Source organism: Mycobacterium persicum (genome assembly GCF_002086675.1).
Classification (GTDB): Bacteria; Actinomycetota; Actinomycetes; order Mycobacteriales; family Mycobacteriaceae; genus Mycobacterium; species Mycobacterium persicum.
The window spans coordinates 25603-37727 of record NZ_MVIF01000027.1 but is presented as its reverse complement, the minus strand read 5'-3'; the positions used below and the strand labels follow the sequence as shown (position 1 = coordinate 37727).

At 66.9% G+C, this 12125-nt stretch carries 12 protein-coding genes and 1 pseudogene; 3 read left to right on the top strand and 10 right to left on the bottom strand.

Annotated elements, in window-relative coordinates; all coding sequences use genetic code 11:
- Window positions 1-14: 14 nt before the first annotated feature.
- From BST40_RS11345 to BST40_RS11320, 6 genes are all read right to left on the bottom strand, one after another.
- Window positions 15-863 (bottom strand): siderophore-interacting protein, encoded by an 849-nt coding sequence (locus BST40_RS11345; RefSeq protein WP_083154273.1) that lies wholly within the window; start codon window positions 861-863, stop codon window positions 15-17.
- Window positions 864-896: 33 nt separating this feature from the next.
- Complete coding sequence (dprA, locus tag BST40_RS11340; RefSeq protein WP_075548597.1) at window positions 897-2063, bottom strand: DNA-processing protein DprA; 1167 nt, start codon at window positions 2061-2063, stop codon at window positions 897-899.
- Window positions 2060-3571: a YifB family Mg chelatase-like AAA ATPase gene (locus tag BST40_RS11335; protein WP_083154271.1), complete on the bottom strand. Its 1512-nt coding sequence runs from the start codon at window positions 3569-3571 to the stop codon at window positions 2060-2062. The genes dprA and BST40_RS11335 overlap by 4 nt, the downstream gene beginning before the upstream one ends.
- Entirely contained in the window at window positions 3571-3948 is a 378-nt protein-coding gene (locus BST40_RS11330) for a YraN family protein (RefSeq protein WP_075548599.1), read from the bottom strand. The genes BST40_RS11335 and BST40_RS11330 overlap by 1 nt, the downstream gene beginning before the upstream one ends.
- A gap of 119 nt (window positions 3949-4067) precedes the next feature.
- Window positions 4068-4889 (bottom strand): formate dehydrogenase accessory sulfurtransferase FdhD, encoded by an 822-nt coding sequence (fdhD, locus tag BST40_RS11325; RefSeq protein ID WP_083028232.1) that lies wholly within the window; start codon window positions 4887-4889, stop codon window positions 4068-4070.
- Between the two features lie 93 nt (window positions 4890-4982).
- Window positions 4983-5963: an NAD-dependent epimerase/dehydratase family protein gene (locus BST40_RS11320; protein WP_083154290.1), complete on the bottom strand. Its 981-nt coding sequence runs from the start codon at window positions 5961-5963 to the stop codon at window positions 4983-4985.
- Between the two features lie 125 nt (window positions 5964-6088).
- On the opposite strand from BST40_RS11320, the gene BST40_RS11315 reads away from it, so the two are divergent.
- Complete coding sequence (locus BST40_RS11315; protein ID WP_075548601.1) at window positions 6089-7447, top strand: WS/DGAT/MGAT family O-acyltransferase; 1359 nt, start codon at window positions 6089-6091, stop codon at window positions 7445-7447.
- Between the two features lie 126 nt (window positions 7448-7573).
- Window positions 7574-8272, top strand: a complete 699-nt coding sequence (locus BST40_RS11310; protein WP_075548602.1) for a GAF and ANTAR domain-containing protein — start codon at window positions 7574-7576, stop codon at window positions 8270-8272.
- A 51-nt stretch (window positions 8273-8323) separates the two neighbouring features.
- On the opposite strand, the gene BST40_RS11305 is transcribed toward BST40_RS11310, so the two are convergent.
- From BST40_RS11305 to rplS, 4 genes and pseudogenes are all read right to left on the bottom strand, one after another.
- Window positions 8324-8629 (bottom strand): DUF2469 domain-containing protein, encoded by a 306-nt coding sequence (locus BST40_RS11305; RefSeq protein WP_012393608.1) that lies wholly within the window; start codon window positions 8627-8629, stop codon window positions 8324-8326.
- Between the two features lie 109 nt (window positions 8630-8738).
- A pseudogene (locus BST40_RS11300) lies at window positions 8739-9480 on the bottom strand (ribonuclease HII); the annotation flags it as partial.
- A 13-nt stretch (window positions 9481-9493) separates the two neighbouring features.
- Entirely contained in the window at window positions 9494-10357 is an 864-nt protein-coding gene (gene lepB, locus BST40_RS11295) for a signal peptidase I (RefSeq protein WP_075548604.1), read from the bottom strand.
- Window positions 10358-10435: 78 nt separating this feature from the next.
- Entirely contained in the window at window positions 10436-10777 is a 342-nt protein-coding gene (rplS, locus tag BST40_RS11290; RefSeq protein ID WP_075548605.1) for a 50S ribosomal protein L19, read from the bottom strand.
- A gap of 343 nt (window positions 10778-11120) precedes the next feature.
- Between rplS and BST40_RS11285 the strand changes: the two genes are divergently transcribed.
- Complete coding sequence (locus BST40_RS11285) at window positions 11121-12068, top strand: serine hydrolase (RefSeq protein ID WP_075548606.1); 948 nt, start codon at window positions 11121-11123, stop codon at window positions 12066-12068.
- Window positions 12069-12125 lie beyond the last annotated feature (57 nt).

Genomic DNA, 12125 nt, shown 5'->3' with positions numbered 1-12125 from the left:
ATGCCAGCCGGCGTTCATCCGCCGGCTTCGGCCTCAGCCAGTTCCTTCTTCCATTGCCGGAAGGTCTCTTCGGTACGTCCGCGCCGCCAGTAACCGGAGATCGATGACGCCCATTTGGCTTCCACGCCGCGCTCTTTGCGAATGTAGGGCCGCAAGTTGTGCATAACGGCTTGCGCCTCACCATGGATGAACACCTGTACCTGACCTGGCAGCCACTGCGCGGTGGTAACCGCCTCGATCAGTGGTGCGTGATCGCCCGCACGGTCCTCGGGAACCAGATCCGCACGACCGCCGCGGTAGACCCAGTGCACGTCGACCGACTGCGGTGAAATCAATTCGATCTCGTCGTCGGGGCCGGCCACTTCGATGAAGGCCTGGCCAATTGCTTTGGCGGGCAACGCTTCCAGCGCGGCGGCGATGGCCGGCAGCGCGGATTCGTCGCCGGCCAGCAGATGCCAGTCGGCGGCCGGATCAGGTGCGTAAGCTCCGCCCGGCCCCATCAGGTACATCGGCTGACCGGGTGCAACCGCAGCCGCCCACGGACCGGCCACCCCGTGTTCGCCGTGCACCACGATGTCGATCGCGATTTCGCGCGCCGCGGTGTCAACTCGGCGGACGGTGATGGTGCGTACCGAGGGCTGCTTGGCGGGCGGAAGACCGGCAAAGCTGTCCAGGGTCAGCGGCCGGGGCAGTTCCGCAACATCGACATCGTCGGCGACGAACACCAGCTTGACGTAGGAGTCGGTGAAATCGTTGGGAACGAATGTGTCGAAGCCGCTGCCGCCCAGCCGCACCCGGACCAGATGCGGCGCGAGTTGCCGGGTGCCAACGACATCGAAGGTGTGCAGTGGTCGACCTGCCACGTATCCTCCTGTCCAAACCCGACCCTTCGTCGACTATACGAGCCGGCCCGAGGAACCCGCCCGGGACCGATCGCCACGGACGATGCGCCACCGGCCCTCGTCGCGCCGAGCCAGCCCAGTCACCTCGAGGATCGCCAGCTGTCCCAGAACCTGCTCGGCCAGCAGCCCCGATGCGGCGGCGATCTCGTCGACAGTCGCGGCGCCGCGGCCGGGCAACGCTTCGTATACCCGCCGTTCGGCCTCGCTCAGGCCGTCGAAGAGAGTGCTGGGCCGCGGCTGTTCGGCGGCCAGCTCACCCATGTGACCGACCAGCTCGACAATGTCGTCGACTCGGGTGATCAACTCCGCGCCGTCGTGCAGCAGCACATGGCAGCCGGCCGAAGCCGACGACGTTACCGGCCCGGGGACCGCCCCCACCGCACGGCCCAACGCCCGGGCCCAGGCCGCGGTGTTGGCCGCACCGCTGCGCAGGCCCGCTTCCACCACCACCGCCGCTCCCGCGACGGCGGCCACCAGCCGGTTGCGGGTCAGAAACCGGTAGCGGGCCGGACGCGCACCGGGCGGGTATTCGGTGATCAGCAGCCCGTGCTCGCCGATGCGGTGCAACAGCGACGAATGCCCAGCCGGATACGGGACGTCGATCCCAGCGGCCAGCACGGCGACGGTGGTGCCGTCGCAATTGAGCGCCGCGCGGTGGGCCGCGCCGTCGATGCCGTACGCGCCGCCGGAGATGACGGCAACGTCACGCTCGGTTAAGCCAGCGGCCAGATCTGCCGCGATGTGCTCGCCGTAGGCAGTCGCGGCCCGGGTTCCGACGATAGCGGCGGCGCGCGACACCACCTCGTCAAGACGCGCGGGGCCCCGTGCCCACAACACCATCGGCGCTCCGCTGTACGGCTTGGCGCGCGCTGCAGAGCCACCGAACGCGGCAAAGGCGAGCACCGGCCACTCGTCGTCGTCGGGCGTGATCAGTCGTCCGCCGCGGCGCATGAGCAGTTCGAGGTCTGCTGCCGCGCGGTCGATTCCGCGCCTGGCCTGGGTGTGGCGCGCCAAGTCGCCGTCGACGTGCCCGCGCCGCACCCGATCTGCCGCCTCCAACGGGCCGACACAGCGCACCAGGGCGGCGAGTTCCGCACAGGGCGGCTCTGCCACTCGGGACAGGTAGGCCCAGGCCCCCAGCACGTCGGCCACTGCAGTCATCGCAAGACTCCCGGTTGCCGAAAGCTCAGCGCGGTGGCGACATCCTCGAGGCTCGGCGAGACTCGCCCGGCCAAGTCGGCCAAACTCCACGCGACCCGCAACGTGCGATCCACGCCGCGAATGCTCAGCAATCCACGGTCCAGGGCCTTGCGCAGCGGCTCCATCGCCGCATTGCCGGGCCGGAATTTGCGCCGCAGCAACGGTCCGCTGACCTCGGCGTTGGTGGCGAAGCCATGCGGTCGCCACCGCTGCGCGGCGGCGTCTCGAGCGGCCGCCACGCGACCGCGAACCTGCGAGGTCGGCTCCCCGTCGACGGCCGACATCGCCCCCGCCCGCACCGGATGCATCTGCACCCTCAGGTCCTCCCGGTCCAGCAATGGTCCGGACAGCTTCCCCAGATAACGCCTCTTGACGGCGGCCGCGCAGATGCAGTCCGCCGGATCCGCCGGCGCACACGGGCACGGGTTGGCGGCCAGCACGAGTTGAAACCGGGCCGGGTAGCACGCCACGCCGTCGCGCCGGGCGAGGCGAATCTCGCCGTCCTCCAAGGGAGTTCGCAGTGCCTCCAGCGCGCTCACGCTGATCTCGGCGCACTCGTCCAAGAACAACACGCCGCGATGGGCCCGGCTGACCGCTCCCGGACGGGCCATCCCCGAACCCCCGCCGACCAGGGCCGCCACGCTGGAACTGTGATGCGGCGCCACGAACGGCGGCCGGGTGATCAACGGCGTGTTCCCCGACAGCAGGCCGGCCACCGAGTGGATCGCGGTGACCTCCAGCGACTCGCTGTCCGACAACGGCGGCAGCAATCCCGGAAGACGTTGCGCCAGCATGGTTTTGCCCACACCAGGCGGGCCGGTCAACATGACGTGGTGGCCGCCGGCCGCGGCCACCTCGACCGCGAACCGCGCTTGCGATTGGCCCACGACATCGGCCAGATCAGCCGACCGCTGCTCGACAATGGCTGCCGGCGCGACCCTTTCGCCCAAACCGCCTGAACCGTTCAGCCAGCTCTTCAATTGGCCCAGGCTATGGACACCCCGCACGTCGATACCATCCACCAGGCAGGCTTCAGCGAGGTTGTCCGCCGGAACAACGACGGCCGGCCAGCCGTCGCGCTTGGCGGCCAGCACGGCAGGCAGCACGCCACGCACCGCCCGGACCCGACCGTCCAACGACAACTCCCCCAACAGCACGGTCTTCTCCAGGCGGTGCCACGGATTCTTGCGCTGCGCCGACAGCACCGCGGCCGCCAGGGCCAGGTCGTAGACCGATCCCATCTTCGGCAGCGTCGCAGGCGACAGCGCGAGCGTCAGCCGCGCCTGGGGCCAGCTTTTTCCGCAATTGGTCACCGCGGCACGGACCCGGTCGCGCGACTCCTGCAGGGCCGCGTCGGGCAAACCCACCAGATGTGTACCCGGCAGTCCTGACGTGATGTCGGCTTCGATCTCCACGATTTGGCCGTCCAGCGCGCACACCGCCACCGAAAACGCACGTCCCAGCGCCATCAGCCGATCCCCTTGAGGTGGGTGAGCTCCGGTACCCGCCGCCGGCCGATCCGCACCCCGATCACATCGATGCGGACCGCGGCCCAGCGTTGGTCCTGCCCGGCCAACCACAGCCCGGCCAGCCGACGGAGTCGGCGAACCTTCGGCTGGGTCACCGCGTGCGCCAACCCGCCATAGCCGTCGCCGGTGCGGGTCTTGACCTCGACAAACACCACCGACCGGGCGCCCGGATCGCAGGCGATCACATCGAGTTCGCCGTACCGGCAGCGCCAGTTGCGATTCAAGATCCGCAACCCCAGACCGGTCAGATGGTCCACGGCCAGTTGCTCACCCAGCGCCCCAAGCTGGGCCCTCGTCAAAGTCCTCTGCGTCGTCATGCCGGTCAATCTGCATGCCACTCCCGACAGCCAAGGCACCACCGGACCCCGCGGCACCCCGGAATGGCGCAGTTATCCACAGTCGCGCGTTCATCCCCAAGAACGCCGATCACATCCAGCTAAGTGATGCGGTCGGGCCGGGTATAGACGTTCATCGAGTCCTCCCGCAGGAAGGCCACCAGCGTGATCCCGGACTCCTCGGCCAGCGAAACCGCCAGCGACGACGGCGCGGAAACCGCGGCCAACACCGGAATCCCGGCCATCAGCGCCTTCTGGGTCAGCTCGAACGATGCCCGGCCGCTGACCAGCAGCGCCGACGCCGCCAGCGGCACCCGGTCCTGTTGCAATGCCCAGCCGATGACCTTGTCGACCGCGTTGTGCCGGCCGATGTCTTCGCGCACGGCAAACATGGTGCCGTCCACGCCGAATAACGCCGCGGCGTGCAGCCCGCCGGTGCGGGCGAACACTTTTTGGGCAGCGCGAAGTCGGCCGGGCATCGCCTTCAGGGTCGCGACGGTGACGGTGGCGGGATCGTCACCCGGCGAGAACTGGCTGATCAGCCGCACCGCTTCCAGAGAAGCCTTGCCGCATACGCCGCACGACGAGGTGGTGTAGAAGTTGCGGGTGACGTCGAGGTCGGGCCGGCGCACCCCGGGTGCCAGCGTCACGTCGAGAACGTTGTAGGTGTTCACCCGATCCGCACCGCGGCCATCGCAGTACCGAACCGTCAGCACATCGGCGCGACCGGCAATCACGCCTTCGGTAAGCAAAAACCCTTGCGCCAGTTCGAAATCCGAGCCAGGCGTGCGCATGGTCACGGTCACCGGCACACCATCGACGCGAATCTCCAGCGGCTCCTCGACCACCAGGGTTTCCGGTCGGGTGCCCACTTGATCGGCGGCGAAGCGCTTAACCCGCCGGCGTGCCGTTACGCGCCTCACCGGGCCATTTCAGGTTCCGCTGACGCCGCGGCCGAGCGCGCAAACACGGCCTCAACGTACCCGATCCACGGCCGTCGCCCCCGCCAACCGGCGTCAGACGGCGGACGCCAGCGCCGCCAAGGTCTCCGCCGAGGAGTGCGTCGGGCGCCAACCGAGGTCGCGTTTGGCCTTGGTGGTGTCCATCACCACCGAGGTTCGTGCGACATGCAGCCATTCGAACAGCGAAGGGACCAACGGCAATCGCGAGATTGCCGCCGAAGCCGCCGAGGCCGCGGCGGCGGGCACCCGTACCGGGCGCCCGCCCAGCGCCTTGGCCACGTCCGTCACCGTCACCGTGCCGTCGGCCGCGATGTTGTATGCCCCCGGCGGTACCGGAGCGGTGGCAGCCAACGCAATAGCGGCCGCGACGTCGTCGTGGTGCACCAGCTGCAGCGGAAAACCGGGATCGGGCACGATCGGCTTCAACATCGGTAGCGCCTTGCTCAACGCCCGCACCGGGGCCGGCAGCTGGTTGCATGGCATCGCCTCGGCCAACGCGTGAGCCTCGGGTCCGGCGACGATGCATGGCCGCAGGACGAACACCTGCAGTGACGAGCCTTTGGTGATTTCGGCCAGTTCAGCCTCGCAGGCCGCCTTCTGCTCGGAGTAGTAGTGCTCGGGCGATCCGCGGGCGGGCGTGTCCTCGGTCAGTGGTACCGGGTTGTCGGAGTGGTAGCCATATGCGGCCACCGAGGACGTATAGACCAGCCGCCGCGGCCGTCGCGCGGCAACCGTGGCCTCGAACACGTTTCGGGTGCCCTCCAGGTTGACCCGGGCACTCTCCGCGCGTGAGCCCATGATGATGAACGCCAGGTGGACTACCACATCGGCCCGTGCGACCAACGCGTCCACCATGTCGCGATCTAGGATGTCGCCCTGCTGATAAACGGTTTTCGTCCATCCGTGCACTGCCGGGTCGAACGGCCGGCGCGCCATCCCGACAATCTTCTCCACCGCGGGTTCTCGCTCGAGCGCCGTCACCGCCGAGATGCCGATCTCTCCGGTCGGCCCGGTAACGGCGACGGTAACTCCCATGACCTCGGATTCCCCCGTGACGCCGGCGCCCAAACGCTCGACCGGTCCGGCTGATGTCCGACTAATGTGTGCCACACGCTGCGGGTGGCTATCCCGCGTGTACAGGCCTACCGCGGGAGACGGATATGAAGCTGATAACACCGACCGATTCGATGTTCCTGCTCGGCGAATCGCGCGAACATCCGATGCACGTCGGGGCCCTGCAACTCTTCCAGCCGCCCGAGCATGCTGACGAAAACTTCGTCACCGAAGCCTACGAAGCCATGCTTCAGTGCACCGATATCCAGCCGATGTTCCGCAAGCATCCGGCGTTCTTCAGCGCTGTCACCAATCTTGCGTGGACTTTCGACAAGAACGTCGAACTCGACTACCACTTTCGCCGGTCCGCGTTGCCTCGGCCGGGCCGGGTACGCGAGCTGCTGGAGCTGGCCTCGCGGCTGCACGGCAGCCTGCTCGACCGGCACCGGCCGCTGTGGGAAGCACATCTGGTGGAAGGCCTCAACGACGGCCGCTACGCGGTCTACGTCAAGTTCCACCATTCCCTGCAAGACGGTGTGTCGGCGCAGAAGTTGATGCAGCGGGCATTGACCACAGACCCCGACGACGACGAGATCCGGGTGCCGTGGACGCTGAAGCCGCGAGAACGCACCAACACCGGCCGGAAATCTTCACCGCTTAAGCTGCTCACCCAGACGGTCGGATCGGCGGCGGCCCTGGCGCCGTCGACGCTGTCATTGGCACGTGCCGGCTTGCTGGAGCAGCAACTCACGCTGCCGTTCCGGGCTCCCAAGACCATGTTCAACGTCCGGATCGGCGGCGCGCGGCGGGTCGCGGCACAGTCATGGTCGCTGGATCGAATCAAGGCGGTCAAGAACGCCGCCGACGTGACCGTCAACGACGTCGTGCTGGCCATGTCGGCCGGCGCCCTGCGCGCCTATCTGATCGACCAGCACGCACTGCCCGACACGCCGCTGATCGCCATGGTCCCGGTGAGCCTGCGAAAGGAAGGCGACGCCGAGCGCGGCGGAAACATGGTGGGCACGGTCTTGTGCAACCTCAGTACCCATGTCGAGGACCCCGCGGTGCGTCTGTACGCCATCAACCAGTCGATGCGCGACAACAAGGAAGTGTTCAGCCAGCTGCCCCGCGTCCAGCAGCTGGCATTGTCGGTTTTCCTCACCGGCGGTCTGGTCTTCGGCCTGATTCCCGGGTTCGTTGCCACCGCTCCGCCACCATTCAACATCGTCATCTCGAATGTGCCGGGTGCCGCCGAACCACTGTATTGGCGGGGCGCACAGCTGGTCGGCAATTATCCGCTGTCCATCGCCCTCGACGGTCAGGCAATGAACATCACGGTCACCAACAACGCCGGTAATCTGGACTTCGGGCTCGTCGGGTGCAGACGCAGCGTGCCACATCTGCAGCGCATGCTGGGCCACCTGGAGACATCGCTGAAAGAGTTGGAACGTGCTGTCGGAGCCTGAGCAGATAACCGCGGCCGGTAGTCTACGGCCAGCACGCCGGGGCGGGGGTCTCGGCGGCTGATGTGAGGGAGGGACGTGGCGGGCGCACCGAAGCGCAGCTCCCAGGGCTCGACATCGGGCGCGACGATGGCCGATCCGGCCACCGTCTTTTCCGCCTTGGCCGAGATCATCTATCAAGGGGCAAATCCGTCCGAAATCTACGCCGCCATCTGTGTCGCGGCGACATTGATCGTTCCCGGCTGCGACCACGCCAGCATGCTGGTCAAGACCAATGACCGCTACGTCACTGTCGGCGCCAGCGACCGGTTGGCACAGCGCATCGACGAAATCGAACGGCGCGCCGGCGACGGCCCGTGCATCGACGCGATCGAGGAAGAAACCCCGCAGATCGAAACGGACCTGACCACGCCCAGCCAGTGGCCCAAGTTCGCGGCCGCCCTGGTCGCCGATACGCCGGTGCGCGGCGCCATGGGCTTCCGGCTGCAAATCGACAAACGCAAGGCCGCCGCACTCAACCTGTTCGCCGATGCCCCCAACCGCTTCGACACCGAATCCGCCGGGCGGGCGGCGGTGCTGGCGTCGTTCGCCAGCGTGGCCGTCAACGCCATCGCCCACGGGGAAGACGCCGCCAGCCTGCGCCGGGGGCTGCTCAGCAACCGCGAAATCGGCAAGGCGGTCGGCATGCTGATGTTGCTGCACGACATGACCGAGGACCACGCGTTCGACGTGCTACGGCGCCATTCCCAGGGCCTGAATATCAAATTGGCGGACGTGGCGCGCAAGGTAATCGAGAACCGGGGCCAGCTGCCGCCCCACGATCAGTAATCCGCGGTCTCTGCCGAAGAGCCGCGCGGCCACACCGCGGTTATTCAGCGGTTATTCAGGCAGCCGCAGCTCAGGCTTCTCGACTTCCTCGATGTTGACGTCCTTGAAGGTGACCACCCGCACCTGCTTGACGAACCGAGCGGGCCGGTACATATCCCATACCCAGGCGTCGGCCAGCCGCAGCTCGAAATACACCTCGCCGTCGGCGTTACGCGGCACCATCTCCACACTGTTCGCCAGGTAAAAGCGTCGCTCCGTTTCCACGACATAGCTGAACTGGCCGACGATGTCCTTGTATTCGCGGTACAGCGAGAGCTCCATCTCGGTTTCGTACTTTTCGAGATCCTCTGCACTCATCTGCCACTCATCTGCTCAGACGTCCTTCTCCCAGCCAATATGCCTGACTTCCCGGCCCAGGGTCCCGCCGAGCCCTGAGCGCTACACGGCGCGAAACGTCGCCGCGTCGAGAACTCGCGCACCATCTTTCCTCACCGGACTTCGCCACGCTCTTCCGGAGGGTCCGGATCGCACTCGGCCACCACCCGGACGTCCGATCCGTCCGCAACCCGGCGGACGTTGATAAAGGAGTAACGATGCTCCGGGCAGGGACCCAGCCGGGCCAGCGCGAGGGTGTGCGCGGGTGTGCTGTAGCCCTTATGCTCGGCGAAACCGTATCCCGGGTACTGCGCGTCCATCGTGACCATCAATCGGTCTCTGCTGACCTTCGCCAGCACGCTGGCCGCGGCAATGCACGCGGCCGCCGCGTCGCCCCCGATCACCGGCAGCGATGGCATGGGCAACCCGGGCACTCGGAAGCCGTCGCTGAGCACGTAGCCGGGTCGCACCGCCAGCCCGGCGACCGCGCGCCGCATGCCTTCGATGTTGGCCACGTGCACACCGCGCCGGTCGACCTCGACCGACGGGATGAACACCACGTGGTAGGCCAGGGCATAGCGGCAGATCAATGGAAACAGCTTCTCCCGCGCCTTCTCGGTAAGCTTCTTCGAATCATCCAGGGCGGCAAGGCTTTCCAAGCGATTCGGGCCCAGCACGCACGCTGCCACCACCAGCGGACCGGCGCAGGCGCCGCGCCCCACCTCGTCCACCCCTGCGACCGGACCCAGCCCGCTGCGGTGCAGTGCGGATTCCAGGGTGCGCAAACCCCCAGCTTTGCGGATCACCGTCCGTGGTGGCCAGGTTCTATTCATAGTCCAGCCATGGCTACTGCCCTTGTTGCGGGTTCACCGACCGCACCACACCCCATCGCGACGGCGGCCACACGATGAAGCGGGCCTTGCCGATCACGTTGGATATCGGCACCGTGCCCGCCATGGGATCCCCGGTGCACATCATCGGACAGTGCGCGCGGGAATCCGCCGAATGGGTCCGGTTGTCGCCCATCACCCACACTCGCCCGGGCGGAACGGTCACCGGGCCGAACTCGCTGCCCAGGCAGGGGTAGACCGACGGGTCGGCCATCATGGTGGAGGGATCGAGGTACGGCTCCTTGAGGGGTTTGCCGTTGACTGTCAGGCCGGTGTCGGAGCGGCACTGGACCGTTTGTCCACCGACCGCGATGACGCGTTTCACCAGGTCGTTTTCGTCAGGAGGCACGAAACCGATGAACGACAGCGCGTTCTGCATCCAGCGCACCAGCGTATTGCTCGAGCGAATCGACTTGTAACCAACGTTCCACGAGGGCGGTCCTCTGAAGACGATGACGTCGCCGGGTTTGGGCGAGCTGAAGCGGTAGGTGAGCTTATCCACCAGAATGCGGTCACCGACGCAGGTCGAACACCCGTGCAGGGTGGGCTCCATCGATTCCGAAGGAATCAGATAAGGACGCGCCACGAACGTCAACATGACGTAGTAGAGCACCACCGCGATCACCGTCAGCGTGGCAAGTTCCCGCAGCGTCGACTTCTTGGCCGGCTTGGCTTGACCGTTGTCGGCTTCTGCGGACTCGGCCGCGCCGGCCGGCGGGGCTGTCGCGCCGGTGGTGTCAGATTCGGGGCCAGACGCCTTCGATTCCGGCTGACCAGCGCCGGGCTCGCGCTCAGACGGGGAGTCCGTGGTTTCGGTCACGGGATCAGCGTAGCCAGCACACGCCGCGTCCTTTGCGACTGGCGTGTCGGGGCCGCCCGGTCACCACGGCAGCGCCGGTCAGCGCTTCTCCTTGATCTTGGCCTTCTTGCCGCGAAGCTCCCGCAGGTAGTACAGCTTGGCGCGGCGAACGTCGCCGCGCGTCACCACCTCGATGTGGTCGATGGTCGGCGAATGCACCGGGAAAGTCCGTTCGACGCCGACACCGTAGCTTTCCTTACGCACCGTGAACGTCTCGCGGATACCTCCGCCCTGCCGGCGGATCACCACGCCCTTGAACACCTGGATACGCTCCTTGGCGCCCTCGATGACCTTGACGTGCACGTTGATGGTGTCACCCGGGCTGAAGGCCGGGATGTCGTCGCGCAGCGACGCCTTGTCGACGAAGTCCAGCCTGTTCATGGAAAGACACTTCCTCCGGTTCGCGGCCTGGTGAACCGCCGACACGCGGGCGTGAGGCGCTTATCAAGCCGATGGATACGGGCTTATGGCTGTATACCGCAGCAAGCGAGGACACTCGGCCTGCGCGGACAACTGGTCAATTGTGCCAGACGCCGTGCGTGCCATGAAAATCACAGGAAATCCGCGCGGTTCACGCCCGCCAGCAAGCACCGGCGAATGGTACATATGAACGGGGTCAAACCGCATGAGTCGGACCCGCACTTTTGCGTGATGCCCGGGCACATGGCAATGCGGCCGCCCACCTGCACGTCTTCGCGATGCCGGAAGATGCAAGAGGAGAAGGATGCGAGCACGGCCGCTTACGATGCTGACCGCCGCGGCGGCGGTGGCATTGGTCGTGGTTGCGGCGTGTGAGGCAAAGGTACAGGCGAAGGCATACAGCACGCCTGATCACAGCGCGTCGCATTACCCCGCCCAGCCGCAACAGCAGCTCGTCGAGCTGTTGTTGCGGGCGATCGCCCCGCCCGGCGCACCGGATGCGCTGCTGCCCGGCGCCGGGTTGAGCGGAGTGCAGGAACGCATCCAGCAGGCGACCGACGAGGCCGCGGCTAAGGGCGCCACGTTGTCGGTCGCCGTTCTCGATCGCGCGACCCGGCAACTGGTCTCCAACGGCAACAACTCGATCATCGCGACCGCCTCGGTGTCCAAGCTGTTCATCGCCGACCAGCTGCTGCTGCAGGAATCACAGGGCAAACTCACCCTCACCGCAGACGATCACCAGGCCCTGGACCTCATGCTGCGGTCATCCGACGACGGCGCCGCCGAGAGGTTCTGGAATCAGCTCGGCGGCGACGCCACCATCACCCAAGTCGCCGCCCGATATGGCCTGACGTCGACCATGCCGCCCAGCGACGGGCGCTGGTGGAACACGATCAGTACCTCACCCGACTTGATCCGTTACTATGAGATGCTGCTCGACGGCACGGGTGGACTGCCGCTGGACCGCGCCGGCTTCATCGTGAACGACCTGGCCCGGTCCACCCCGACCGGAGTCGACGGCTACCCCCAGCGGTTCGGCATTCCCGACGGGTTGTACGCGGAGCCGGTCGCGGTCAAACAAGGCTGGATGTGCTGTATCGGGGCGAGCTGGATGCACCTGTCGACCGGTGTGGTGGGCTCTGACCGCCGCTACATCATGGTGATCGAGTCGCTGCAAGCTTCCGACGAGGCCACCGCGCGCGAAACCATCACCCAAGCCGTCAGGACGATCTTCCCCAACGGCCGTATCTGATCCGCTCCGGCGCTCGGGCATTCGCTGGGGGCGCGAGCAGACACACAATCGCATAGC